This is a genomic window from Burkholderia latens (assembly GCF_001718795.1).
Lineage (GTDB): Bacteria > Pseudomonadota > Gammaproteobacteria > Burkholderiales > Burkholderiaceae > Burkholderia > Burkholderia latens_A.
The window spans coordinates 659,688-685,602 of record NZ_CP013435.1 but is presented as its reverse complement, the minus strand read 5'-3'; the positions used below and the strand labels follow the sequence as shown (position 1 = coordinate 685,602).

Genomic DNA, 25,915 nt, shown 5'->3' with positions numbered 1-25,915 from the left:
CCGTGCCCGTCGAGGCCGGCCGGCGACGCCCGATCAGGGGTACAGGCCGCGCATTTCGCGCGCCATCAGGATGCGCTTGCACGCGACGATGAACGCCGCCGTACGCACCGACACCTTGTGCTCTTCCGCGACCGCCCACACGCCGGCGAACGCTTCGCGCATCACGCGCTCGAGACGGTGGTTGATCTCGTCTTCCGTCCAGAAGAAGCTCGAGAAGTCCTGCACCCACTCGAAGTACGACACGGTTACGCCGCCTGCGTTCGCGATCACGTCGGGGATCACGAGCACGCCGTTCGCGCTCAGGATGTCGTCCGCAGCGGTCGTCGTCGGGCCGTTTGCGCCTTCGACGATGATCTTCGTGCGGATCTTCGATGCGTTCTTCTCGGTGATCTGGTTTTCCAGTGCCGCCGGGATCAGGATGTCGGTTTCGACCGTCCAGAACTCGTCGTTCGGCATCGGCTCCGCGCCTTCGAAGCCCGCGACGCCGCCCGTGCGTGCGACGTGGTCGAGCAGCTTGTTCGAATCGAGGCCGGCCGGCTGGTAGATCGTGCCGGTGTGATCCTGCACCGCGATCACCTTCGCACCCGCTTCCTGGAACAGCTTCGCCGCGATGCCGCCGACGTTGCCGAAGCCCTGCACCGCGATGCGCGCGCCTTCGATCTCGACGCCCTTCTTCTTCGCCGCTTCGCAGCCGACGACGAACACGCCGCGGCCCGTCGCTTCCTTCCGGCCGAGCGAACCGCCGAGCGAGATCGGCTTGCCGGTCACGACGCCGGTCGACGTCTGGCCCTGGTTCATCGAGAACGTGTCCATCATCCACGCCATCACCTGTTCGTTGGTGTTGACGTCCGGCGCCGGAATGTCGGTGTTCGGCCCGATGATGATGCCGATTTCGCTGGTGTAGCGGCGCGTCACGCGCTCGAGCTCGCCACGCGACAGCTTGCGCGGGTCGACGCGGATGCCGCCCTTCGCGCCGCCGTACGGCACGTTCACGGCCGCGTTCTTCACCGACATCCATGCGGACAGTGCCATCACTTCCGACAGCGTCACGTCCTGGTGGTAACGCACGCCGCCCTTGCCCGGACCGCGCGACACGTTGTGCTGCACGCGATAGCCTTCGAAGTGCGCGACGGTGCCGTTGTCGAGCTCGATGGGCACGTCGACGATCAGGATGCGCTTCGGACGCTTCAGCGTTTCCAGCCAGCGCGACAGCGAACCGAGGTACGGCGCGACGCGATCGACCTGCTGAAGGTAGTTGCCCCACGGGCCGAGATCGTCGGCGTGCAGGTAGGACGGGATGGACTGCAGTTGCGAAGACATGGATGCTCCAACGTTCAACGGATTGCGCACATTGTCGAAAAACCCGTTTTTTTTATCCAATGCCGTTTGCTTATTCGATTATGCGTTTCTTGCATGATCGGGATTTTTCGCAAATCCGCGGTCGATTTGCGCAAGAACGGCCGCGATCGCTCGTGCATCGACGACGCGCGGAAACGATGTCGAATGACGCGGAACGTGCGGTGGTCGGCGGTCCGACAGGCGCCGCAAGCGCGTCGTCAGCCGCGCGAGCGCCGCACGCGGTCGCGCCGATCGTGCCGGCGCCGGTCAACCGCCCGTTTCGCGCAGCTCGTCGCGCACGACGTCCCACAGCGCCCGCACGAGCTTCTGGCGCGGATCGTCGCCCTGCAGCGCGAGCTTGTCGCAGTACAGGCGGATTTCCATCGTCAGCGTGAACGGATGCGCGCCGCCGCGCGCGGAACGGTCGAGCCGGATCAGTCGGCCGCTCGCAATCGCGTCCTCGACCGCGCTGTGCGGCAGAAACGCGACGCCGTGGCCCGCGAGCGCCATTGCCTTCAGCCCTTCGGCCATGTCGGTTTCATAAACGCGATCGAGGAACAGCGGCGTCGGCGCATTCGCAACGATGACTTCGGTCATCCGGCCGAGGTACGCGTTCGGCGTGTACGACAGATACGGCACGCGCGCATCGGCCGCGCCGGGCAGCGTGTAGCGCGGCCGGCCCGCGCGGCCCGGCGCCGAAAACGGGCTGATTGGCTCGCTGCCCAACACCAGCATGTCGTAGCGGGCCGGATCGAGCGCGACCGGATGGCTCGGGTGGTGGTAGCCCATCACGAGATCGCAGCCGCCCTCGACGAGCGACAGCACCGCATCGTGCACGTTCAGCGCGCGCAGCCGCGTGTGGACCTGCCCCATCTTCGCCTCGATCCGCTGCAGCCAGCGCGGGAAATACGTGAGCGACAGCGTGTGCGGCACCGCGAACTCGATCGTCGGCACCGGCGCGCCGACGTGGCCACGCAGCAGCGTGCGCGCCTCGTGCGCCTGCGACAGCATCGTCAGCGCCTGCTCATAGAAGATCTGGCCGGCCTGCGTGAGCCGCGTCGGATAGACCGATCGGTCGATCAGCTCGGTCGCAAGCCATGCCTCGAGCGCCTGGATGCGCCGCGAGAACGCGGGCTGCGACACGTGTCGCAGCTCGGCGGACCGGCTGAAGCTGCGCGTTTCCGCGAGCGAGACGAAGTCTTCGAGCCATTTGAGTTCCATGCAGGCGGGCGCGGCGGGCGGCGGTCGGGAAGAAGCCTGCATTCTACCGGCCGGAGAAACAGGCCGCCGGCTGTACGGCAAACCGCCGCGGCGCGCCCGTCGCCCGGCGGGCCCGGCACCCGCGCGGGGCCGCTCGTCCGATGGATCGGCGGCCGGACCGGTTCGGCCGGAATCGACGCGCGCCGATGGTAAAATGCCGGATTCTCCTCCCCTCGTTCGCCCCGGCCGCAAAAGGCCCTGCCCGATCATGTCCGACACCCGTCCCGATACGCTTTTCGCCCTCACCGCGCTCTCGCCCATCGATGGCCGCTACGCCAGCAAAACCGAAGCGCTGCGCGACTGGCTCTCCGAAGCCGCGTTCATGCGCCACCGCGTCACCGTCGAGGTGCACTGGCTGATCGCGCTGTCGCGCGCCGGCTTTGCTGAAGTCCCGCGCTTCTCGGAAGCGTCCGAGCAGTTCCTGCTGCAGCTCGCCGAGCGCTTCACCGCGCACGACGCCGCGCGCATCAAGGAAATCGAGCGCGTGACGAACCACGACGTGAAGGCCGTCGAATACTGGCTGAAGGAATCGGTGAAGGGCCAGGCCGAACTCGAGAAGGCCAGCGAATTCATCCACTTCGCGTGCACGTCCGAAGACATCAACAACACGTCGCACGGGATGATGCTCGCCGGCGCGCGCGCGCACGTGATCGTGCCGGCGCTGCGCACGGTCCACCAGCGCCTCGTCGCGCTCGCGCATGCTCACGCCGAACAACCGATGCTGTCGCGCACGCACGGCCAGCCGGCCAGCCCGACGACGCTCGGCAAGGAACTCGCGAACGTCGCGGCGCGCCTCGACCGCGCGATCGCGCGCATCGAGAAGGTCGAGATCCTCGGCAAAATGAACGGCGCGGTCGGGAACTTCAACGCGCACCTGTCCGCGTATCCGGAATTCGACTGGGAAGCGTTCTCGCGCGACGTGATCGAGAACCGCCTGAAGCTCACGTTCAACCCGTACACGATCCAGATCGAGCCGCACGACTACATGGCCGAGCTGTTCGACGCGGTCGCCCGCGCGAACACGATCCTGCTCGACCTCGACCGCGACGTGTGGGGCTACATCTCGGTCGGCTACTTCAAACAGAAGACGAAGGCCGGCGAAATCGGCTCGTCGACGATGCCGCACAAGGTCAACCCGATCGACTTCGAGAACTCGGAGGGCAACCTCGGCCTCGCGAACGCGACGCTGCGCCATCTCGCCGACAAGCTGCCGGTGTCGCGCTGGCAGCGCGACCTGACCGACTCGACGGTGCTGCGCAACATGGGCGTCGCGCTCGGCTACTCGCTGCTCGCGTACGACTCGCTGATCCGTGGCCTCGACAAGCTCGAAGTGAACCCGCAGCGCCTGAACGAAGATCTCGACAACTGCTGGGAGGTGCTCGCGGAGCCGGTGCAGACGGTGATGCGCCGCTACGGCATCGAGAACCCGTACGAGCAGCTGAAGGAACTGACGCGCGGCAAGGGCATCACCCGCGAAGCGCTGCAGGAATTCGTCGGCACGCTCGCGATCCCGCAGGACGCGAAGGACCGCCTGCTCGCGATGACGCCTGCGTCGTACATCGGCAAGGCCGTCGAACTGGCGAAGCGGATCGCGTAAGCGCCGCCGTCGCCGGACGGAAAAAAGCCCGATGCGAATCGCTTCGAATCGGGCTTTTTGTTTTTTTGCCGGTCAGAACGAGATCATCCGCCCAGGGTTCAGCGCGCTCATCACGCTCATCGCCGCCTTCGCAGCGGGAATCGCGATCGGCGACAGTTGCCGGCCGAGCGGAATCTCGCGATGGTCGATACAGGTCAGCATCGAGAAATCGTCGTTGCGTCCGACGAAGTCGTCGCAGATCGCCTTGCCGATCCGCACCGTCTGCGCAACGCCGTGGCCGCTCCAGCCCTGCACCATGTACATCGGCACGCGACCGTCGGTCTTGCGGCTGTCGGTCGCGCCGTTCAGCGTGAAATCGCTGACGCCGCTCCAGCAGTAGTCGAGCGCGAAGCGGCCGTCGTGCTGCGGAAACACCGTGTTCAGCCGTGTCAGCAGATACGCGTTCACGTCCGGCTGCGCCCAGCACGTGCCGGTGCCCTGCCCGCCGAACAGCAGCCGGTTGCCGCGCACCGGCCGGTAGTAGTCGATCTGGAACTGCGTGTCGTAGACGGGCATGCCGGCCGGCACCAGCGTCGCGACGTCGACGTCGAGCGGCGCCGTCACGCTCACGTACGTGAAGAACGGCACGGTGGTCGCCGCGCCGTCGTCGAGCAGCCGGAACGTCGTGTTGTGCAGCGCGAGCACGACGCCGCGACGCGCCGTGATCGTGCCGCCCGGCGTCACCGCAACGACGCCCGCCGGCGTTTCGTCGAGTTCCAGCACCTCGGTGCGTTCGTACAGCGCGCCGCCGTTCATCCGGAAGCCGTGCACGAGGCCGCGCACCAGCGCGAGCGGATGCAGCTGGCCGCCGATCGCGTCGATCGCCGCGCCGTGATAGAGGCCCGAACGCACGTACTCGTCGTGCAGTTGATGACGCCCGACGAGCGTCACGCCGGCGTCGCCGAGATGGCGGCGCGCGTCTGCGCCGTCGAGCAGCGCACTCATGTGGCCCGGATGGACGGCCGCCGTCACGTGGCCGCGCTTGCGATCGAGGTCGAGCGCGTAACGCGCGCCGATCGCATCGATCAGGTCCATCGATTCGGCGGATGCGAAGCGCCACAGCCGCTTCGCATCGTCGTGCGACAGATGGTCGATCATGTCGGCCGCTTCCCAGCGCGCGAGGCCCGGAGTCAGCTGGCCGCCGTTGCGGCCGGACGCCGCGGAGCCGACGTGATGCTTGTCGACGAGGATCGTGTCGACGCCCGCTTCCGCGAGATGCAGCGCGGCCGATGCGCCGAGCAGCCCCGCGCCGATCACCAGCACGTCGCACACCACATCGTGTGCGAGCGGCGCGCTGCTCTCATGGCGCGACAGCGACGCCTCGTACCAGTTGGCCGGCTGCGGCCCATCGTAGCGTGACGGTTCGCACCAGTTCCAGTTGTCCTTCTCGATGTTCAGTTGCGTCTGCTCGAAACGCGATTCCCCGTGGATCACGGGTTTGTTGTTGGTAGTCATGATTGCACTTGCATGGTCTTGGGCCGCCAGTCGAAGAGCCTTGTTGCTGCTGGGCTTCGCGGGTGGGGCAGCCGGTTCCACTTGGGTGTCAACGAAGATAAGGGGCGCAATGGCCCGTGTTGACGGCGGACGCGCTTGCGTCTGCCTGGATCCCGGACCGTGCGAAAGCACGCATTGAAGGTGCCGGGACACCCAATTTCTACACCGCAGAAATAATTCTACAGCGTAGAATATGCTTTCGTCAAGATTACAGTCCGCCGCCGTACCCGTTCCGATGAATGACAAACCCGCCCAGGGCCCGCGCGGCCTCGACAAGGACGCGATCGTCGCCGCCGCGCTCGCGCTGCTCGAAGAAGTCGGCGAAGCCGCGTTCAGCGTGCGCAAGCTCGCGCAGACGGTCGGCTGCGATCCGATGAGTGTGCTGTATCACTTCAAGTCGAAAGAGGGGCTGAGCCGTGCGATCGCGAACGCGCTGTCGCGCTCGCTGGTGCCGGTCGATCCGTCGCTGCCGTGGCGCGACAGGCTGCGCGATCTCGCGCGCCAGTACCGCGCGCTCGCGCTGCGCCATCCGGCCGCGTTCGCGCTGCTGCAGCGTCACATGAGCACCGGCCCAGCCGATCTCGCGCATATCGAAGCCGTGCATCGGGCGCTGGCCGATGCCGGTATCGCGCCCGCGGCGCTGCCGTCGGTGTGCGTCGGCTGGTATGCAAGCGTGATCGGCCTCGCCGCGGCCGAGGCCGGCGGCCTCACGCGGCCGGCGAACGACGTCGAGCTCGCGGAAATGAACGCGCTGTCCGACACCGAACAGCCGCTCGTCAAGGCTGCCGCGCCGCTTTATGCGCGGCTCGACCCGACCGTCGTGCACGACACGATGCTCGACGTGCTGCTCGACGGGATCGCACGGCGCGCCCGCACCACCTGAGCACTGCGCCCGAGCATTGCGCGCCCGTAAACGACACAGGCGCCCAACCGGGCGCCTGTGTCACTGCTGGATGACGATTGCCGCGAACCGCGCTCAGTGCTGCTGCGCGAGACCGATCTTCACCATCACTTCATCGACGATCTGTTCGGGCGTCAGCTCGATGCTGACCTCGATCGCTTCGTCGGGGCCCGGTTCCTCGAGCGTGTCGAGCTGGCTCTTCAGCAGCGACGGATCGAAGAAATGGCCGGTGCGGGTCTTCAGGCGCTCGCGCAACACGTCGAACGAACCCTTCAGATATACGAACCGCACGTCGGTGTCGGTGCCGCGCAGCACGTCGCGGTACGAGCGCTTCAGCGACGAACACGTGAACACGGCCGTCTCGCCGGCACGCTGCTTTTCCTCGATGGCCGCGCGGATCGCGCGCAGCCACGGCCAACGGTCGTCGTCGGTCAGCGGAATGCCGTGGTGCATCTTTTCCTTGTTCGCCGCGCTGTGAAACGCGTCGCCGTCGGTATAGCTGCACGACAGGCGTTCCGCCAGCATTTCGCCGATTCGCGACTTGCCCGCGCCCGACACGCCCATTGCGATCAGAATCATTGACTACCCCTTGTTACAGAACCATGCTCAGCAGCAGTGTAAAGCCCAGGCCAAGCACGGAGATGATGGTTTCGAGCAACGACCAGGTCTTGAACGTCTGACCGACCGTCATCCCGAAGTATTCCTTGATCAGCCAGAAGCCGCCGTCGTTCACATGCGAGAAGATCAGCGAGCCCGAGCCGGTCGCGAGCACCAGCAGTTCCGGGCTGACCGCCGCGCCCGACGCGGCGGCGATCGGCGCAACGATACCGCAGGCCGTGGTCATCGCGACCGTTGCCGAACCGGTCGCGAGACGCATCAGCGCCGCGACGAACCAGCCGAGCAGCAGCGGCGACAGGTGCGCATGCTTCGCGGTCTCGACGATCTGTTGCGAGATCCCGCTGTCGCGCAGCACGCCGCCGAAGCCGCCGCCCGCGCCGACGATCAGCGTGATGCCGGCGATCGGCGCCAGACATTCGCCGCAGAACTTCTGGATCTGGTCGCGGTTGAAGCCCTGCAGCTTGCCGAACGTGAAGAAGCTCACGAGCACGGCGATCAGCAGCGCGACGTCGGAGTTGCCGGCAAAGCGCAGCAGGTTGTTCGGCAGCGACTTCGGCGCGAACACCAGGTCGGCCCAGCTGCCGACGAGCATCAGCACGACGGGCAGCAGGATCGTAAACAGCGTGATGCCGAAGCTCGGCAGTTGGCGCTTGCCGCCGTCGGTGCGCGTATCGACGAATTGCGATGCGAGCGGATTGTTCTCCGGCAGCTTCACGAACTTCGAGATCGTCAGCGCGAACAGCGGACCGGCGATGATCGCGGTCGGCACGCCGACGATCAGGCCGAACGCGATCGTCTTGCCGATATCGGCGCCGTATTGCTGGACAGCCAGCAGCGCGGCCGGATGCGGCGGGATCAGCCCGTGCACGACGGACAGGCCAGCCACCATCGGCAGGCCGACGACGAGCAGCGACTTGCCGGTGCGCTTCGCGACGTTGAACGCGATCGGGATCAGCAGCACAAAGCCCACTTCGAAGAATACCGGCAGGCCGACGATGATCGCGACGAACATCATCGCCCAGTGGATGTTCTTTTCACCGAACCAGTCGATCAGCGTAGTCGCGATCCGTTCGGCGCCGCCCGACTCGGCCATCATCTTGCCGAGCATCGTGCCGAGGCCGACGACGATCGCAATGTGGCCGAGCGTGCCGCCCGTGCCGGTTTCGAACGACTTGACGATCTTGTCCATCGGCATGCCGACGGCGAGACCCAGGCCCAGCGAGACGATGATCAGTACCAGGAACGGGTAGATCTTGTAGCGCGCGATCATCAGGATCAGCGCGGCGATCGCGATCAGCGTGAATACGAGCAGCATGCTGCCTTGGACAGCCCCCATGTGGCACTCCTCCTAGGAATTGTTCGAAGCCGGGCGGGTTGTAGCGAGTATGCCCGGCTATGCAGGTCTCCGAAACACGGGCGTACACACCCCCGCGAGGACGCTGAATTTTACTTATCTTTACCGCCCGCGGATAGAACCGGTTCCATCAGCAAAAACCCTCGGTAAAACAAGCACTAAGCGCTCGTCTGCCGAGGGTCAAACGGTCATCCGGTACAAGGTCAGCGGGTAAGCTGGCTCGCCGCTTGCGCGAGACGCGTGACTTCCGCCCAGTCCTGCGCGGCGAGCGCAGCTTTCGGCGTCAGCCACGAGCCGCCGACGCACACGACGTTCGGCTGCTTCAGGAAAGTGGGGGCGCTTTCGGCGGTGATGCCGCCCGTCGGGCAGAACTTCAGCGCCGGGAACGGACCGTGGAACGCCTGCAGCATCGGCACGCCGCCGGCCTGCTGCGCGGGGAAGAACTTGACGATGTCGTAACCGAATTCGAGCGCCTGGATGATGTCGCTCGGCGTCATCACGCCCGGCAGCAGCGGCAGGCCCGCGTCGAGCGATGCCAGGTGCAGGTCCTTCGTCAGGCCCGGCGACACGCCGAACGTCGCGCCCGCGCGCTTCGCCTGCGCGCAGTGCTCGGGCTTCGTGATCGTACCGACGCCGACGACGATGTCGTCCGCGAGCTGGCTCGCGCGCTGGATCGCCTCGAGGCCCGCCGGCGTGCGCAGCGTGATCTCGAGCACTTTGACGCCGCCCGCGTGCAACGCGCGCGACACGTTTTCCCCCTGCTCGACCGAGTCGAACGCAAGCACCGGGATCACCGGGCCCAGCTTCACGATTTCAGCAATCGTCTTCATTGATCACACTCCTTGAAATTCATGCAGCGACGCGGACGGCAGTTTCGCCGACCAGCGCCCCGAAAACCGATGCGCCCTGCTCGGCCGGCGCGGCCGCGGCACGGAACACGCCGAACAGTTCGCGCCCGAAGCCGACTTCGTTCTCCGCCTGGTGCAGCGGTTGCGCGACCGGACGCGCTTGCCATTCCGCTTCGTCGACCTCGATGTCGAGGATGCCGGCTTCCGCGTCGATCACGAGCGTGTCACCCGTCTTCACCTTGCCGATCGGGCCGGCGAGCAGCGCTTCCGGCGACACGTGGATCACGGCCGGCACCTTGCCCGACGCGCCGGACATGCGGCCGTCGGTGACGAGCGCGACGCGGAAGCCCTGATCCTGCAGCACGCCGAGCAGCGGCGTCAAACGGTGCAGTTCGGGCATCCCGTTCGCCCGTGCGCCCTGGAACCGCACGACCGCAACGAAATCGCGCTTCAGCTCGCCGCGGTCGAACGCTTCCTGCACGGCTTCCTGCGAATCGAACACGATCGCCGGCGCCTTCACCTTGCGGTGCTCGGGCGCGACCGCGGAGATCTTGATCACGCCGCGGCCGAGCCGGCCCTGCATCAGCCGCAGGCCGCCGTCCGGCTGGAACGGATCGCGGATGCCGCGCAGCACCTTCGTGTCATGGCTCTCGGCGGTGCCGTCCACCCACGTCAGCTTGCCGTCGATCAGCTTCGGCTCCTTCGTGTAGTGAGACAGCCCCTTGCCGGCGATCGTCGTCACGTCTTCGTGCAGCAGTCCGCCTTCGAGCAGGTTGCGCACCAGGAATGCGACACCGCCCGCCGCATGGAAATGGTTCACGTCGGCCTTGCCGTTCGGATAGATCTTCGCGAGCAGCGGCACCGCGGCCGACAGTTCGTCGAAATCGTCCCAGTCGATCAGGATGCCGGCCGCACGCGCGATCGCGACGAGATGCAGCGTGTGATTGGTCGAGCCGCCCGTCGCGAGCAGCGCGACGATCCCGTTGACGATCGCCTTCTCGTCGATCACGTGGCCGATCGGCGTGTACTGGCCGCGCTCGGCGGTGAGGTCGAGCACGCGGCGTGCAGCCTCCGCCGTCAGCGCGTCGCGCAGCGGCGTGTGCGGATGGATGAACGCCGAGCCCGGCAGATGCAGGCCCATCAGTTCCATCAGCATCTGGTTGCTGTTCGCGGTGCCGTAGAACGTGCAGGTGCCATGACCGTGATACGCGGCCGATTCCGCCTCGAGCAGCGCGTCGCGGCCGACCTGACCGGTCGCGAACTGCTGGCGAATCTTTGCCTTGTCGTCGTTGGACAACCCGCTCGTCATCGGGCCGGCCGGCACGAAAATGGTCGGCAGGTGGCCGAACTGCAGTGCGCCGATCAACAGGCCCGGCACGATCTTGTCGCAAATGCCGAGGCAGAGCGCCGCGTCGAACATGTTGTGCGTGAGCGCGATCGCCGTGCCCATCGCGATGGCCTCGCGCGAAAACAGCGACAGCTCCATGCCCGGGTTGCCCTGCGTGACGCCGTCGCACATCGCCGGCACGCCGCCCGCGAACTGCGCGACGCCGCCGTTCTCGCGCGCGGCGGCCTTGATGATGTCGGGGAAATTCTTGTACGGCGCATGCGCGGACAGCATCTCGTTGTACGAGGACACGATGCCGATGTTCGGTTCGCGAATCGCCTTGATCTGGAACTTGTCGCTGCCTTCGAGGCCCGCGAAGCCGTGCGCGAGGTTCGCGCATGACAGCGCGCCGCGCGCCGGGAACTTGCCTTGCGCGCGATCGATGCGCTGCAGATAGGCCGAACGGGTCGATTGGCTGCGGGCGATCACGCGTTCGGTGACCTTCGCCAAGGTGGGATGCAGCGACGTCATGCTGGGCGCTCCTGTATACCGGACGACACCGGCGGTTGGAATCGTGGGGACGATCGAGCTTCGTCGAACGAACGAAGGCAGTCTAGTAGAAAAACTACAAGCATGCAATGCGAACTGGCAAGCTCGCAACCCACACTCCCGCCACCAGCAAGGATTCACCTAGTGAAAACCCTGATTTCCGCGCTCGCCCTCTCCGTAAATTACCGATAACCAGGCTAGTATTTTCCTGTAGATTTTCTACAATTCGATTGCGATACACTCCCGCATCCGAACCCGATTTCCACGTGCCGCCCCATGCTGCCCCGCATTGAAGCGATTCGCCCCGAGCTGCGTCCGTCCGAGCGCAAGCTCGCCGACTACATCCTCGCCGCGCCGCGCGAGGTGCTCGACCTCGCGATGACTGAACTGTCGACTCGCGCCGGCGTCAGCCAGCCGACGATCGCACGCTTCTGCCAGGCGCTCGGCTGCAGCGGCTTTCGCGAATTCAAGATCCGGCTCGCGCAGAGCGTCGCGCCGGGCGTGTCGTCGGTCTACCGCGACGTCGAGCCAGACGAACCGGCGCCCGGCATCATCGGCAAGGTGTTCGACCGCACGATCGGCGCGCTGATCGAGGTCCGCAACAGCTTGTCCGCGGGCAGCGTCGCCGAAGCGATCGCGCTGCTGTCGAATGCGTCGCGCATCGAGTTCTACGGCGCTGGCGGCTCGGGCATCGCTGCGCAGGACATCCAGCACAAGTTCTTTCGGCTCGGCGTGCCGAGCGTCGCGTATTCGGATCCGCACACGTTCTCGATGTCGTCGGCGCTGCTCGGCCCGCACGACGTCGTCGTCGCGATCTCGAACACCGGCCGCACGCGCGACATCGTCGAGGCCGCGCGTTCCGCGCTCGCGTGCGGCGCGAACGTCGTCGCGATCACGCAAAGCCATTCGCCGCTCGCGAAACTCGCGACCGTGAGCCTCGCGTCGAACGTGGCGGAAGAAACCGACGTGTTCTCGCCAATGACGTCGCGGATGTCGCATCTCGCGATCGGCGACATTCTCGCGGTCGGCGTCGCGCTGTCGCGCGGCCCGGCGCTGATGGAGCGCGTCGGCCGTGCGAAGGAAGCGATCACGCGGCGCCGGATCGACGATCCGGCGAAGGAGTGAACCGGGACGGGCGCCGCCGCGCGTAAACGAAAAACGGCGCCCGACGGGCGCCGTTGCGCATCGTTCGCCGGCGGTGCCGGCCAACGGCCTCAGAACGGTTTGATCACGACCAGCGCGACCGCCGCGAGCATCCCGAGCACCGGCAGCTCGTTGAACACGCGATACCACTTGTCGGTGCGGCGGTTCTCGCCACGCTCGAACACCCGCAGCAGATGCCCGCAATACGCGTGGTAAATGATCAGCAGCAGCACGACCGTCACCTTCGCATGGATCCACCCCTGCCCCTGGCCGATGCCGATCGCGAGCCACAACCACAGCCCGCACGCGAGCGCCGGCACTGCGATCATCGTCATGAAGCGGAACAGCTTGCGCGCCATCAGCAGCAGCCGGCGCACCGCGGCCGGATCGGTTTCCATGGCCAGGTTCACGTAGATGCGCGGCAGATAGAACAGGCCCGCGAACCACGCGGCGATCAGAACGATATGGAACGTCTTGACCCAGAGCATTGCCATCGAATGTGCGCCTCGCCTTATTGACGGCCTTCGCCGTGTCCGAGCACCACGTACTTCAGCGACGTGAGCCCTTCCAGGCCGACGGGCCCGCGTGCATGCAGCTTGTCGTTCGAGATGCCGATCTCCGCGCCGAGGCCGAACTCGAAGCCGTCCGCGAAACGCGTCGACGCGTTGACCATCACGCTCGCCGAATCGACTTCGCGCAGGAAGCGCATCGCCCGGTCGTGATCCTCGGTGACGATCGCATCGGTGTGGTGGGAGCCGTAGTGGTTGATGTGCTCGATCGCCGCGTCGAGGCCGTCGACGACCTTGATCGCGAGCACCGGCGCGAGGTATTCGGTATGCCAGTCTTCTTCGGTCGCGTCGACGAGCGGGCCGACGCCGGCGTCGGCCAGCACCGTGCGCGCAGCCGCATCGACGCGCAGTTCGACCTGCTTGTCGCGATACAGCTTGCCGAGCGGCGGCAGCAGCGCGGCCGCGATACCGCGCGACACGAGCAGCGTCTCCATCGTGTTGCAGGTGCCGTAGCGGTGCGTCTTCGCGTTGTCGCAGACAGTCAGCGCCTTCGCGAGATCCGCGCGGTCGTCGACATACACGTGGCAGATGCCGTCGAGGTGCTTGATCATCGGCACGCGGGCCTCGTTGATCAGACGCTCGATCAGGCTCTTGCCGCCGCGCGGCACGATCACGTCGACGTATTCGGTCATCGTGATCAGCTTGCCGACCGCCGCACGATCGGCCGTCGCGACGACCTGCACCGCGTCCTGCGGCAGGCCGGCCGCGGCGAGCCCTTCACCGATCAGCTTCGCGAGCGCCGCGTTCGACTCGAGCGCCTCGGAGCCGCCGCGCAGGATCGTCGCATTGCCCGACTTCAGGCACAGCGCAGCCGCGTCGATCGTCACGTTCGGGCGCGATTCGTAGATGATCCCGATCACGCCGAGCGGCACGCGCATCTGGCCGACCTGGATCCCGCTCGGGCGGTACTTCAGGTTGCCGATCTCGCCGATCGGATCGGCAAGCGACGCGACCTGACGCAGGCCTTCGACCATCGTGTTCAGCGCTTTGTCGGACAACGTCAGGCGATCGACGAACGCCGCGTCGAGCCCCTTTTCGCGCGCACGGGCGACGTCGCGCGCATTCGCATCTTTCAGCGCCTGTGCGTCGCGCTCGATCGCGCGCGCAACGGCATCGAGCGCCGCGTTCTTCGCGGCCGTGCTGGCGCGCGCCATCGCACGGGAAGCGTGCCGGGCGCGGCGGCCCAGGTCCATCATGTACTGATCGATATCCATCGTGTGACTCGGAAACAAGCCGCTTCGTGCGGCGTGAATTCGTGGAGAAGCGTGGGCAGGCCGACCGCGGGACAACCATCCGTGCGACGCGGCGGCAGCAAGGCCGCGCCGGCCATCGAAGCATTGTAAGCGGGTTGCGATGCGTGCGCTGAAGCGCGCGGACGGGCTTAACGCCGCACGCGACCCGCGGTCGGCGGTCGCTCGCCGCGCTCGCCGGCGACCGTCATCGCGAGCTGAAACAGGCCATCCCAGGGATCCGGCGGCGGATCGTCCTGCGTACGACGGCCCGGCGTGACGGCCGACAGCCCCTTCACCTGCCGGTCGAGCTTCGCGGCGAACGCGAGCGCCTTTTCCAGCATGGCTTCCGACACGCGATTCAGCGCGGGACCGATCAGCCGCTCGCGCGGTCCCCATACGCGGTTCTCGCGCAGCAGCGTCGCGAGCGGCTTGCCGGCGTTCGCGCCGCGCTTGATTCGCAGCAGCGTGCGCAATTCCTCGACGACGGCCCACATCACAAGCACGATCGCCTCGCCTTCGCCCTTCAGCCCGTCGATCATCCGCGCGAGCCGCGCGGCATCGCCCGCCAGCATCGCCTCGTTCAGCTTGAACACGTCGTAGCGCGCGACGTTCAGCACCGCGTCGTGCACCTGCTCGAACGACAGCGCGCCCTGCGGATACAGCAGGCCGAGCTTCTGGATTTCCTGGTGCGCGGCGAGCAGGTTGCCCTCGACGCGCTCCGCGATGAACTGCAGCGCACGCCGGCCGTCTTCGCCGGGCGCGACGCGCTGGCCCTGCATCGCCAGCCGCTGGCCGATCCAGTTCGGCAGTTGTGCGCGATCGACCGGATCGATCTTCAGCGCGACGCCGCCGTTCTGCAGCGCGGTGAACCACGCGGATTTCTGCGTCGCCGCGTCGAGGCGCGGCAGCGTGACGAGCATCAGCGCGTCCGGATTGGGCGTGGCCGCAAGCGTTTTCAGCGCGTCGGCGCCTTCCTTGCCGGGCTTGCCCGACGGAATGCGCAGCTCGATCAGCTGGCGCTCGCCGAACAGCGACATCGCCTGCGTCGCGCCGAGCAGCACGCTCCAGTCGAAACCGCGCTCGACCGTATGCACCGAACGCTCGGTGAAGCCCGCTGCGCGCGCGGCCCCGCGAATGCGGTCGCACGCTTCCTGCGCGAGCAGCGGCTCGTCGCCGTACACGGTGTAGAGCCCGGCCACCCCCTTCGCGAGGTGCGGCTCGAGCGCATCAAGTCGCAATTGCATCGGTGCGTGCGCCCGCGATCAGAGCGGCGGCGGCGGCAGCGGCGCGCGCGGCGCGACGCCCGGCACCACGTCCTCGGGCGCCGGCGTCAGCGAGTGGACGATCGCGAGACGCCGCATCAACTGATCGACCGCGTCGTTCTGCATGTCGCCGTACAGGATCTCGGCTTCCTGCGCCTTCGCGTTCGTGTACTGGTCGCTGTACGTCATCGCACGGTTCAGCGCGATCGCGCTCGGCGGAATCAGTACGGTGCCGTCCTTGCTCGTCAGCGTGTAGTTCAGCGTGTAGAACAGCGCATACTCCTGCGCGGAGCCGAATCTGTTGAGCGTCAGCGTGTTCTGCCCGCGCGATTCCCACATGCGCAGCACGGCGTCGGCATCGTCCGCCGACTTGACGATCTTCGTGTCGCTGCCGGCCTCGACGAGGCGCACGAGGCGCGCCTCGACGGGCGCCGGCGCACCGGCGATCAGCAAGTGCTTGAACGCGTAGTCCTGCTGGCCGCGCAACTGGAAACCGCATGCCGACAGCGCGAGCGCGCTGCCGGCGGCGAGCATCAAAAACGATCTGCGGATCACCTTCGCTCCTTCTGTGTGCGCCCGACGGCCTGCGGCCGTCAGACGACGATGTTCACGAGGCGGCCCGGCACGACGACGATCTTCTTCGCCGGCTTGCCTTCGCCGAACTTCGCGAACGCGTCGTCGGCCAGGGCCGCGGCCTCGATGGCCTCGCGGCTCGCGTCCTTCGCGACCTTCAGCGCGCCGCGCACCTTGCCGTTCACCTGCAGCACGAGTTCGATCTCGGACTGCTCGAGCGCAGCCTCGTCGACTTTCGGCCACGGCGCGTCGAGCAGCGGACCGAATTCGTCCGCGTAGCCGAGCGCCTTCCACAGCTCGAATGTAATGTGCGGCACGACCGGGTACAGCACGCGCAGCAGCACGCCGTACGTCTCGCGCAGCACGGCCGGCGTCGCGCCTTTCGCGCCGTCGATCGCGTTCAGCATCTTCATCGCGGCCGACACGACCGTGTTGTACTGCAGACGCTGGTAGTCGAAATCGGCCTGCTTCAGCACGCTGTAGATCTCGCGGCGCAGCGCCTTGTCGGCGTCGCCGAGCGCGGCCGCGTCGAAACCGGTACGCGCGGCAAGCGCTTCGCGATTGCCGGCCCCGAAGCTCCACACGCGGCGCAGGAAGCGGCTCGCGCCTTCGACGCCCGCGCCCGACCATTCAAGCTGCTGCTCGGGCGGCGCGGCGAACATCGTGAACAGGCGCGCGGTATCGGCGCCGTACTGATCGATCAACACCTGCGGGTCGACGCCGTTGTTCTTCGACTTCGACATCTTCTCGATGCCGCCGAGCACGACCGGCTGGCCGTCGGCGTTCAGCGTCGCGCCGACCGGGCGGCCCTTGTCGTCGTGCGTGACCGTCACGTCGGCCGGGTTGTACCAGGTCTTCTTGCCCGCCGCGTCCTCGCGGTAGTACGTCTCGTTCAGCACCATCCCCTGCGTGAGCAGGTTCTTCGCCGGCTCGCCGAACTTCACGAGGCCGAGGTCACGCATCACCTTGGTCCAGAAGCGCGAATACAGCAGGTGCAGGATCGCGTGCTCGATGCCGCCGATGTATTGATCCATCGGCATCCAGTAATCGGTGCGCGCGTCGACCATGGTCTCGGCGTCCGGCGCCGTGTAGCGCGAGAAGTACCACGACGAATCGACGAACGTGTCCATCGTGTCGGTTTCGCGCTTCGCGGCCGCCCCGCACTTCGGGCACGAGCAGTTCAGGAACGCCTCCGACTTCGCGAGCGGGTTGCCCGAGCCGTCCGGCACGAGGTCTTCCGGCAGCACGACCGGCAGGTCGGCTTCCGGCACCGGCACGTCGCCGCACGACGGGCAGTGGATGATCGGGATCGGCGTGCCCCAGTAGCGCTGGCGCGACACGCCCCAGTCACGCAAGCGCCACGTGACCTGCTTGTCGCCGAAGCCGCCGGCCTTCAGGTCGGCCGCGATGGCGTCGACCGCTTCCGCATGGCGCAGCCCGTCGTACTTGCCGCTGTTCACGCAGACCGCGGTTTCCTTGTCGCCGTACCACTCTTGCCACGCGTCGAGCGAGTACGTCTGCCCTTCGCTCGCGATCACTTGCTTGATCGGCAGCCCGTACTTCTTCGCGAACGCGAAATCGCGCTCGTCGTGCCCCGGCACGCCCATCACCGCGCCTTCGCCGTAGCTCATCAGCACGTAGTTGCCGATCCACACGTCGACCGGCTCGCCAGTCAGCGGGTGCGTGACCGAAAAGCCCGTCGCGATGCCCTTCTTCTCCATCGTCGCGACGTCGGCCTCGGCGACGCCGCCGCGCTTGCATTCGTCGATGAACGCCTGCAGCTCCGGCTTGCCCTGCGCGAGGCGGGCGGCGAGCGGGTGCTCGGCCGCGATCGCACAGAACGTGACGCCCATGATCGTGTCCGCACGCGTCGTGAACACGCGCAGCAGCGCCTTCTCGCCGTCGAGTTCGTACGGGAAGCCGAAGTTCACGCCGAAGCTCTTGCCGATCCAGTTCTGCTGCATGATCTTCACGCGCTCGGGCCAGCCGAGGCCGTCGAGGTCGTTCAGCAGCTCATCCGCGTACTGCGTGATCCGCAGGTAGTACATCGGGATCTCGCGCTTCTCCACGAGCGCGCCCGAACGCCAGCCGCGGCCGTCGATCACCTGCTCGTTCGCGAGCACGGTCTGGTCGACCGGGTCCCAGTTCACGGTGCCCGTCTTCTTGTACGCGATGCCCTTCTCGAGCATCTTCAGGAACAACCACTGGTTCCACTTGTAGTAGTCCGGCTTGCACGTCGCGATCTCGCGCGACCAGTCGATCGCGAGCCCCATCGACTGCATCTGGCCCTTCATGTAATCGATGTTGTCGTAGGTCCACTTCGCCGGCGGCACGCCGTTCGCCATCGCGGCGTTCTCCGCAGGCATCCCGAACGCGTCCCAGCCCATCGGCATCAGCGTGTTGTAGCCGTTCATCCGCAGGTAGCGGTACATCACGTCGTTGATCGTGTAGTTGCGCACGTGACCCATGTGCAGCTTGCCGGACGGGTACGGCAGCATCGACACGCAGTAGAACTTCGGCTTCTGCGAGTCTTCCTTCGTCTTGTAGGCATCGGCTGCGCGCCAGTCGCCCTGGGCGGCGGCTTCGACGTCGGCGGGTACGTATCTCTCGTGCATGGTGTGGTTCGGACTAGGCTTTAAGCGGCGCGCCACGCGGCGGGCACGCGGAAGTGGACGAAAATCGGGCAGCCCGGCGGCGGGTGCAGGCTCACGGATCTCGGACCTGCTCATGGTGCGGATATTCGCCGGGTAACCTGGAGGATCTCCAGCTTACCCGGCGAAACCCTGCCGACCGGGCGGAAACGACGATTATACCGTTCGCGGCACCCGGTACGGCCGGTCTCGGCGGCCAGCGTGCATTTCTGCCTGTGCGCCACGCGCGGGCGGCCAGTGACTCGGTGATTCGTTAGCTCGGCGACTCCGTGGCTCGGCGACTTGGCGACTTGGCGACTTGGCGACTTGGCGACTTGGCGACTTGGCGACTTGGCGACTTGGCGACTCGGCGACTCGGCGGCTTGGTGACTCGGCGGCTTGGCGGCTTGGCGGCTTGGCGACTTGGCGACTTGGCGACTTGGCGACTTGGCGACTTGGCGACTCGGCGACTTGGCGACTCGGCGACTCGGCGGCTTGGTGACTTGGCGACTTGGCGACTTGGCGACTTGGCGACTTGGCGACTTGGCGACTTGGCGACTTGGCGACTTGGTGACTTGGTGACTTGGTGACTTGGCGGCTTGGCGACTCGGCGGCTTGGTGGGTAACTCGGCACGTCAGCGTTTCGCGCCCGACGCAGCGGGCGCTGCGGCGCCCGCCGGCGGCACGTCGGTGACGAAGCCGATCCGTGTGAGGCCGGCGGCCTGCGCGGCCCCCATCACCTGCGCGATCACGTCGTAGCGGGTCGCGCGCGACGCGCGCAGCCGCAGCTCCGGCGGTGCCGCGCCCGCGGCGGCGGCCTTGAAGCGCGCGGGCAGCGCGTCGAGCTCGACGGGCGTGTCATCCCAGTACAGCTTGCCGGCGTCGTCAATCGACAGCGTGACCGACTGCGGCGTGTCGCGCGCGACGCTCGCCGCGACCTTCGGCAGATCGAGTCGAATCGCGTGCGTCATCAGCGGCGCGGTGATGATGAAGATCACGAGCAGCACGAGCATCACGTCGATCAGCGGCGTCATGTTGATTTCCGCCATCGGCGCGGACGTCTTGTGGTGCTCCAGTCCGCCGAATGCCATGATCGTTCCTCCTGGCCGCGAATCAGGCGCCCTGCGCGCACACGAACACGTGCAGGTCGCGCGCGAAGCCGTCGAGTTCCTCGGCAAGCTGGCGCACGAGCCGACCGAGGATGTTGTACGCGAGTACCGCCGGAATCGCGACGACGAGCCCGAACGCGGTCATGATCAGCGCCTCGCCAACCGGCCCCGCGACGTTCTCGATCTGCGCCTGCCCGCTCGCGGCAATGCTGCCGAGCGCATGGTAGATGCCCCACACGGTGCCGAGCAATCCGACGAACGGCGCGGTGCTGCCGATCGACGCGAGCAGCACTTGGCCGAATTCGAGGCGTCGCTGCGAACGCAGCATCGCGTGACGCAGCGCGCGCAGCACGCGTTCGCTGCGCTCGACCCGCGCGGCGAGCGCGGCCGGATCGTGCGCGTCGGCCGCGTCGCGGGCGGCTTCGGCGAGCGGCACGAACACGCGCTCGCGGTCGGCGCCGGCGAGCGCGTCGATGCCCGCGTCTAGCGACGCGGCGCGCCAGAACGCGGCGAGCGCGCGCGGCCCCTGCCGCTTCGCGCGGACCAGCAGCCAGGCTTTCGTCAGCAGGAAGCACCAGCTGGCGACGGACATCGCCAGCAGCACGTACGCGACGGCATGCGTGATCGCATCGCCGCTTTCGAGGTAGTGGACAACGCCGGTGGGAATGGCCATCGGAGTTTCCCCCGTGAGGGTCAGCGCAGGCCGAGCACGTCCTGCATGTCGAACAGGCCGGCGCCGCGCGCCGACAGGAAACGGACCGCACGCAGCGCGCCCTGCGCATACGACACGCGGCTCGACGACTTGTGCGTGATCTCGATCCGCTCGCCTATCCCGGCGAACAGCACGGTGTGATCGCCGACGATGTCGCCGCCGCGCACGGCCGCAAAGCCGATCGTCGACGGATCGCGTTCACCGGTCACGCCGTGGCGGCCATACACTGCGCAGTCGTCGAGCGAGCGCCCGAGCGCGCCGGCCACGGCCTCGCCCATCATCAGCGCGGTGCCCGACGGCGCGTCGACCTTGTGACGGTGATGCGCCTCGATGATCTCGATGTCGTAGCCGTGCGAGAAATGCTTCGCCGCGAATTCGAGCAGCTTCAGCGTGACGTTCACGCCGACGCTCATGTTCGCGGCGAACACGATGCCGATCTTGCCTGCCGCGGCCTGCAGCTCGGCCTTCTGCTCGGCGGTGAAGCCGGTCGTGCCGATCACGAGCTTCACGTCGTGGCGCAGCGCGGCCGCGACATGCGCGATCGTGCCTTCCGGCCGCGTGAAGTCGATCAGGTAGTCGGCCTGCGCGAAAACGGCATCGAGGTCGTCGGTCAGCTTGATCCCGGTTTCCTTGCCGAGGAACGCGCCGGCGTCCTGGCCGAGAAACGGCGAACCGGCGCGGTCGAGCGCGCCGACGAGCTGCGCGTCGGAATCGTTGAGAACGGCTTCGATCAGCATCCGGCCCATACGGCCCGATGCACCCGCAATCGCAATCTTCATGGCTTTCTACACGACAGGTCTAAAGGCGGGCGGCGCATGCCGCCCTGTTTCCGCATGCCGGCCGCTTACTGCGCCGGTGCGGTGAGCGGCTGGTTCTGCAGGTTGTCCGAGCCTTGCGGGCCGACCGGCGGCGACGCCTCGTTCGACACGTTCGGCTGCGGCGGACGATGGAACTGGAACTGCGGCTGGATCGCCGGCGCGGCGCCCGGCGGCTGGCCGCCCGGCACCGGCGCGCCGCCCGTGGCCTGCGCGGCCGGCGTGAAACGGCGCGAACCTGAACCCTGCCCGGACACCTGGTTGGTCGCGCGGTTTGCCGCGCGCGCCGCCTGTGCGTTCGCATCCTGATCGACCGCCGCGCCGGACGCCGGCACGGTGGCCGGGCTCGCCGCAGCGGCAGCCTGCGCGGCGCTCGCGGCGGCCGCGGCTTCGGATGCCTTCTTCGCGGCAGCCGCGGCCTTCGCCTTCTTGCCGCCGCGATCGCCGTCGATATCGGCCAGCAGGTCGAGTTCGGACGGCAGGTTTTCGGCGCCCGTCCAGCTCGCGAGGCGATCGCCCGCGAACGTCAGCACGAGGTCGCGCTGCTGGACGACCGACGTCGAGCCGCGCTTGAAGTAGAAGAGGTAATCCCAGCGGTCGGCATGGAACATGTCCGCAAGCAGCGGCGTGCCGAGCAGCGCGCGAACCTGCTCGCGCGTCATCCCGGCCTGCAGCTGCGCGGCCTTTTCCTGCGACACGAAGTTGCCCTGCACGACAGTGATCCGATAGGGCGTGATGCTCTGCGCGATGCGCTGCGTCACGCTGTCGTACGACGAACAACCAGCCAGCGCGGCAACGGCGGCGGCAGCGATGATGGCACTCCGCATGCGACTCCTCTGAAAGTGCGAAAGGGATTCCGGGAACATTTCCTTCACCGTGCTGGCCCGCTGCGCAGGCCGCGCGTGTTTCTGGAACGGCCAAAAGCCGGTAACATTGAAGCCCTGCATTGTACTCTAGGGATGCCTAGCCATGACCAATCCGACGGATCTCAAGAATATCGGGCTAAAGGCCACCCTACCGCGCCTCAAGATTCTCGAGATCTTCCAGCAAAGCCCGGTGCGTCACCTGACGGCCGAAGACGTCTACCGCAATCTGCTCAACGAGCAGCTGGACATCGGGCTCGCCACCGTTTACCGCGTGCTGACGCAGTTCGAGCAGGCTGGCCTGCTGTCGCGCAGCAACTTCGAATCCGGGAAGGCCGTGTTCGAACTGAACGAAGGTTCGCACCACGATCACCTCGTCTGCCTCGATTGCGGCCGCGTCGAGGAATTCTTCGATGCCGAGATCGAAAGCCGCCAGCAGGCAATCGCCAAGGAACGCGGCTTCCGGCTTCAGGAGCACTCGCTCGCGATGTACGGTTCCTGCACCACCGAGAACTGCCCGCACCGCAAACACTGATCCGCGCGCTGCGCGCGTACGCAACGGCCCGGCCGGCATCCCGCCGCCCGGGCCGTGTTGCTTTCGGACAGGAACGAAAAAGTCAGTGGCCGCGTGCGCCGCGCGTCAGGCCGCGCCGGCACAGGCCGGCTCGAACTCGAGCGTCCACGCGTCGTCGAGCGGGATCTCGTCGCAGTTCGGCTGCGGGCCGCCGCGATCGACGATCACGAAGTCGCTGACCGCATCGAGCGCAAGCAGCGGATGGTGCCAGACGCCCTTCGCGTAATTCACGCCCTGCCAGCCTTCGGCGAGGAATGCACGCATCGCCTGGGGCCGAAACTCGCCGGCCGGCGCGACGACGATCGCGTAGCGCGACACCGCCGCGAGCGGGATGAACGCCTGGCTGCCGTGCGGATGGCGCTCCATCAGCGTGATCGCGACCGGCAGCGCGCGCGGCTGAGCACGAAACACGCTGACGAGCGGCCGGCCGCCGTCCGCGCACACGTCGATCGTCGCGAGATCGTGAAAACGCTCGGTCGTGCCGCCGTTGATCGGGAAGTGCCGCGCGCCTTCGAGCGCGATCACGTCGCCGAACGGTGCGAACGCGTCGCGGGTCAGGCGCTCGACGCGCAGGATGTGGGGTCCGCTCATGCCGATGCCCTCCTTCAAGCAGGCTCGCCCCACAGACGCAGCCGCGACACTCCGCCGTCCGGGAAAATGTTGAAGCGCACGTGCGTAACGGGGCCGAGCGCCGCGAGCTCGTCGAACGTGTGCACGCGATCCATTTGCAGCTTCTGCTCGCCGAGCAGTTCGGCCCAGAACATCGCCTGCGTGACGAGCGAATCGTCGGTGCCGCCCGCAACCCGCGCGGCCTGCAACGAACAGCGGTCGGGGAAATTGCCTTTGAAGAATGCGGTATCGACCTCGACGCGCCGGATGATGCCAGGGCGCGCAAGCGCGACGATTGCCCAGTCGTTGCCGGGCTCGCGCCGGCGCCGCGTTTCCCACCCGTCGCCCATGTTCGCGCCGCGCCCCGGCATCAGCATCTGCGACGCCGGACCGAAGTGCTGGTTGTTCGCCGCCACCAGGTAGCCGCCGTTCTCGATCGCCGCAAGATCGACCAGCTCGCCGGCCGGCACGTCGCGCCAGTCGCGCTGCGGCTGTCCGTAAACGCGCAGCCGCGCGAGGCCGCCGTCCGGATACAGGTTCACGCGCAAATGCGTGACCGCCTGCGCATCGTCGACGCTCACGTAGTGATGCGAATTGCCCTGCAGCGTCGTCGCGGGGACGATCGTGCGCCATTCGGCATCGTCCGGCGGCGTATCGCCGTCCACCGCGCACGCATCGATCGACGCGGCCGGCGGGAAATTGCCGGTGAAGTGGCTCGTGTCGAGGTCGACGCCGTGAATCACGCCCGGCCGCGCGAGCCGGACCACGCAGAAGTCATGGCCGGTCGTGCGCTTGCGGCGCGTTTCCCAGCCGTCCATCCACTTGCCGTGATCGTCGTACTTGCCGGGAATGAACACGGCAGGCTCCGGGTTGAGCATGCGCTCCTTCGGCGCGAAGAATTCGTCGCTCGCAAAAAGCGCCTGCGCGCCCAGGCGCGGGTCGGCGAGGTTCATGTAGCGCCGCGTGAAAGCCGGCGCGTTCGGATCGAGGATGGGGGCTGCCATGTCGTCTCCACGTTATTGCAGGAGCGCCGGCGTGCTAGCGCGCCGGTCGCGAGGAATGCGTGTGCGCGGTGCGGCAGGGTGCGCCGCGCCGCGCGAACGTCGCGCTCAGAGCGCGTGGGCCTGGTCGCCGGCGACCGGTGCGGTGCTGCCCGGCGCGTCGGCCACGTAGCGCAGTTCGCGGTTCAGCACGCGGTTCGCGCGGGCGCGGTCGATGTCGTTCTCCCACACCGCGACGACGACCGTCGCGACGCAGTTGCCGATCAGGTTGGTCAGTGCACGGGCGATGCCGACGAACCAGTCGACCGGCAGGATCAGCACGAGGCCGAGCACCGGAATCGCGGGAATCGCCGACAGCGTCGCCGCGAGGATCACGATCGCCGAGCCGGGAATGCCGTGCGCGCCCTTCGACGTGACGAGCGACACGAGCAGCACGACGATCAGGTCATGCGTGGACAGCGGCGTGTTGGTGGCCTGCGCGATGAACAGCACCGCGAGCGTCAGATAGATCGAGAAGCCGTCGAGGTTGAACGAATAGCCGGTCGGGATCACGAGGCCGACCGTCGAATCCTTGATGCCCATGTATTCGAGCTTGCTCATCACCTGCGGCAGCACTGCATCCGAGGACGCCGTGCCGAGCACGATCGACAGTTCCTCGCGCAGGTAGCGGATCAGCTTGAACACCGAAAAGCCCGCGATCCGCATCACGATGCCGAGCACGACCGTAACGAACACGAAGCAGCTCAGGTAGAACACCGCGACGAGGTAACCGAGTTGCTTGAGCGACGCGACGCCGTACTTGCCGGTCGTGAACGCAATCGCGCCAAGCACGCCGAGCGGCGCGAGCTTGATGATGAAGCCGATGATGCGGAAGAACACGTGCGACAGCTCCTCGATCAGGCTGTTCACGCGCTGCGCCTTGTCGCCCAGCAGCGACAGCGCGGAGCCGAACAGCACCGCGAACACGAGGATCTGCAGGATGTCGCCCTTCGCGAACGCGTCGATCGCGGTCTCGGGAATGATCTTCATCAGATAGCCGGCCGTATCCTTCAGGCTTTCTGCATTCTTCGCGTACGTCGACAGCGACGCCGCATCGAGCGAGCGCAGGTCGATGTTCATCCCGACGCCCGGACGCGTGAGCCACGCGAGCACCAGGCCGATGCCGAGCGCGAGCGTCGTCATCACCTCGAAGTAGACGACCGCCTTCAGGCCGACCCGGCCGACCTTCTTCAGGTCGCCCGCATTGGCCATCCCGCTGACCACCACGCAGAACACGATCGGGCCGATCACCATCTTGATGAGCTTCAGGAAGCCGTCGCCGAGCGGTCGCAGCGACTCGGCGAAATGCGGGAAGAACGCGCCTAGCGCGACCCCGAGAATTAATGCGACGACTACCCGGCCAAACAGCGAATTGAGGAATTTCGACACGGCGCTCTCCCGATCCAACGGTTGCAGTTTCGTCTGTTCATACTGGTAAGACCAGTGATGTTATGGTCGA

At 66.9% G+C, this 25,915-nt stretch carries 23 protein-coding genes; 4 read left to right on the top strand and 19 right to left on the bottom strand.

Annotation, left to right across the window (positions count from 1 at the left end; all coding sequences use genetic code 11):
• Positions 1-33: 33 nt before the first annotated feature.
• Both WK25_RS03205 and WK25_RS03200 read right to left on the bottom strand, forming a co-directional pair.
• Complete coding sequence (locus tag WK25_RS03205; RefSeq protein WP_040143410.1) at positions 34-1,320, bottom strand: Glu/Leu/Phe/Val family dehydrogenase; 1,287 nt, start codon at positions 1,318-1,320, stop codon at positions 34-36.
• Positions 1,321-1,605: 285 nt separating this feature from the next.
• Positions 1,606-2,559, bottom strand: coding sequence for a LysR substrate-binding domain-containing protein (locus WK25_RS03200; RefSeq protein ID WP_040143409.1), 954 nt, complete (start codon positions 2,557-2,559; stop codon positions 1,606-1,608).
• Between the two features lie 247 nt (positions 2,560-2,806).
• Between WK25_RS03200 and purB the strand changes: the two genes are divergently transcribed.
• Positions 2,807-4,195, top strand: coding sequence for an adenylosuccinate lyase (purB, locus tag WK25_RS03195; protein ID WP_059547833.1), 1,389 nt, complete (start codon positions 2,807-2,809; stop codon positions 4,193-4,195).
• A 72-nt stretch (positions 4,196-4,267) separates the two neighbouring features.
• On the opposite strand, the gene WK25_RS03190 is transcribed toward purB, so the two are convergent.
• Positions 4,268-5,689 (bottom strand): NAD(P)/FAD-dependent oxidoreductase, encoded by a 1,422-nt coding sequence (locus WK25_RS03190; protein WP_069240970.1) that lies wholly within the window; start codon positions 5,687-5,689, stop codon positions 4,268-4,270.
• Between the two features lie 274 nt (positions 5,690-5,963).
• On the opposite strand from WK25_RS03190, the gene WK25_RS03185 reads away from it, so the two are divergent.
• The gene (locus WK25_RS03185; protein WP_040143406.1) at positions 5,964-6,611 is read left to right on the top strand and encodes a TetR/AcrR family transcriptional regulator; all 648 of its coding nucleotides are present in this window, start codon (positions 5,964-5,966) and stop codon (positions 6,609-6,611) included.
• Positions 6,612-6,704: 93 nt separating this feature from the next.
• Here the strand turns inward: WK25_RS03185 and WK25_RS03180 are convergent, their stop codons facing one another.
• The 4 genes from WK25_RS03180 to edd form a co-directional block, all read right to left on the bottom strand.
• Positions 6,705-7,208: a gluconokinase gene (locus WK25_RS03180; RefSeq protein WP_040143405.1), complete on the bottom strand. Its 504-nt coding sequence runs from the start codon at positions 7,206-7,208 to the stop codon at positions 6,705-6,707.
• A 13-nt stretch (positions 7,209-7,221) separates the two neighbouring features.
• Positions 7,222-8,583, bottom strand: coding sequence for a GntP family permease (locus WK25_RS03175; RefSeq protein WP_040143404.1), 1,362 nt, complete (start codon positions 8,581-8,583; stop codon positions 7,222-7,224).
• A gap of 221 nt (positions 8,584-8,804) precedes the next feature.
• Positions 8,805-9,431 carry a bifunctional 4-hydroxy-2-oxoglutarate aldolase/2-dehydro-3-deoxy-phosphogluconate aldolase gene (gene eda, locus WK25_RS03170; protein WP_040143403.1) on the bottom strand — a complete coding sequence of 209 codons (627 nt, stop codon included), beginning with the start codon at positions 9,429-9,431 and terminating at the stop codon, positions 8,805-8,807.
• A 19-nt stretch (positions 9,432-9,450) separates the two neighbouring features.
• Entirely contained in the window at positions 9,451-11,307 is a 1,857-nt protein-coding gene (edd, locus tag WK25_RS03165; protein ID WP_069240969.1) for a phosphogluconate dehydratase, read from the bottom strand.
• Positions 11,308-11,601: 294 nt separating this feature from the next.
• On the opposite strand from edd, the gene WK25_RS03160 reads away from it, so the two are divergent.
• Positions 11,602-12,450 carry a MurR/RpiR family transcriptional regulator gene (locus tag WK25_RS03160; RefSeq protein WP_040143401.1) on the top strand — a complete coding sequence of 283 codons (849 nt, stop codon included), beginning with the start codon at positions 11,602-11,604 and terminating at the stop codon, positions 12,448-12,450.
• Between the two features lie 89 nt (positions 12,451-12,539).
• Here WK25_RS03160 and WK25_RS03155 read toward each other — a convergent pair whose 3' ends face one another.
• The 9 genes from WK25_RS03155 to WK25_RS03115 all read right to left on the bottom strand — a co-directional run bounded on the left by WK25_RS03155 (position 12,540) and on the right by WK25_RS03115 (position 22,197).
• Positions 12,540-12,962, bottom strand: coding sequence for a CopD family protein (locus tag WK25_RS03155; RefSeq protein ID WP_144245423.1), 423 nt, complete (start codon positions 12,960-12,962; stop codon positions 12,540-12,542).
• Between the two features lie 17 nt (positions 12,963-12,979).
• Complete coding sequence (locus tag WK25_RS03150) at positions 12,980-14,251, bottom strand: glutamate-5-semialdehyde dehydrogenase (RefSeq protein WP_040143399.1); 1,272 nt, start codon at positions 14,249-14,251, stop codon at positions 12,980-12,982.
• 167 nt (positions 14,252-14,418) lie between these two features.
• On the bottom strand, positions 14,419-15,513 hold the full coding sequence (holA, locus tag WK25_RS03145) for a DNA polymerase III subunit delta (protein ID WP_069240968.1): 1,095 nt from the start codon (positions 15,511-15,513) through the stop codon (positions 14,419-14,421).
• An 18-nt stretch (positions 15,514-15,531) separates the two neighbouring features.
• Positions 15,532-16,086 (bottom strand): LPS assembly lipoprotein LptE, encoded by a 555-nt coding sequence (gene lptE, locus WK25_RS03140; RefSeq protein ID WP_040143397.1) that lies wholly within the window; start codon positions 16,084-16,086, stop codon positions 15,532-15,534.
• A 38-nt stretch (positions 16,087-16,124) separates the two neighbouring features.
• Entirely contained in the window at positions 16,125-18,719 is a 2,595-nt protein-coding gene (gene leuS / locus WK25_RS03135) for a leucine--tRNA ligase (protein ID WP_040143396.1), read from the bottom strand.
• Positions 18,720-19,369: 650 nt separating this feature from the next.
• Positions 19,370-19,825 carry an ExbD/TolR family protein gene (locus WK25_RS03130; RefSeq protein WP_069240967.1) on the bottom strand — a complete coding sequence of 152 codons (456 nt, stop codon included), beginning with the start codon at positions 19,823-19,825 and terminating at the stop codon, positions 19,370-19,372.
• A 22-nt stretch (positions 19,826-19,847) separates the two neighbouring features.
• Positions 19,848-20,516, bottom strand: coding sequence for a MotA/TolQ/ExbB proton channel family protein (locus WK25_RS03125; RefSeq protein WP_040143394.1), 669 nt, complete (start codon positions 20,514-20,516; stop codon positions 19,848-19,850).
• Between the two features lie 20 nt (positions 20,517-20,536).
• Positions 20,537-21,334 carry a 4-hydroxy-tetrahydrodipicolinate reductase gene (dapB, locus tag WK25_RS03120; RefSeq protein ID WP_040143393.1) on the bottom strand — a complete coding sequence of 266 codons (798 nt, stop codon included), beginning with the start codon at positions 21,332-21,334 and terminating at the stop codon, positions 20,537-20,539.
• 65 nt (positions 21,335-21,399) lie between these two features.
• Positions 21,400-22,197 carry an outer membrane protein assembly factor BamE gene (locus WK25_RS03115; protein WP_040143392.1) on the bottom strand — a complete coding sequence of 266 codons (798 nt, stop codon included), beginning with the start codon at positions 22,195-22,197 and terminating at the stop codon, positions 21,400-21,402.
• Between the two features lie 142 nt (positions 22,198-22,339).
• Between WK25_RS03115 and fur the strand changes: the two genes are divergently transcribed.
• Positions 22,340-22,768 (top strand): ferric iron uptake transcriptional regulator, encoded by a 429-nt coding sequence (gene fur / locus WK25_RS03110; protein WP_006400349.1) that lies wholly within the window; start codon positions 22,340-22,342, stop codon positions 22,766-22,768.
• A gap of 105 nt (positions 22,769-22,873) precedes the next feature.
• Here the strand turns inward: fur and WK25_RS03105 are convergent, their stop codons facing one another.
• The 3 genes from WK25_RS03105 to WK25_RS03095 all read right to left on the bottom strand — a co-directional run bounded on the left by WK25_RS03105 (position 22,874) and on the right by WK25_RS03095 (position 25,845).
• Positions 22,874-23,398, bottom strand: coding sequence for an ureidoglycolate lyase (locus WK25_RS03105; RefSeq protein WP_069241919.1), 525 nt, complete (start codon positions 23,396-23,398; stop codon positions 22,874-22,876).
• A 14-nt stretch (positions 23,399-23,412) separates the two neighbouring features.
• Positions 23,413-24,420, bottom strand: coding sequence for an allantoicase (gene alc, locus WK25_RS03100; protein WP_040143391.1), 1,008 nt, complete (start codon positions 24,418-24,420; stop codon positions 23,413-23,415).
• A 105-nt stretch (positions 24,421-24,525) separates the two neighbouring features.
• On the bottom strand, positions 24,526-25,845 hold the full coding sequence (locus WK25_RS03095) for a C4-dicarboxylate transporter DctA (RefSeq protein ID WP_059547842.1): 1,320 nt from the start codon (positions 25,843-25,845) through the stop codon (positions 24,526-24,528).
• Between the last annotated feature and the right edge of the window lie 70 nt (positions 25,846-25,915).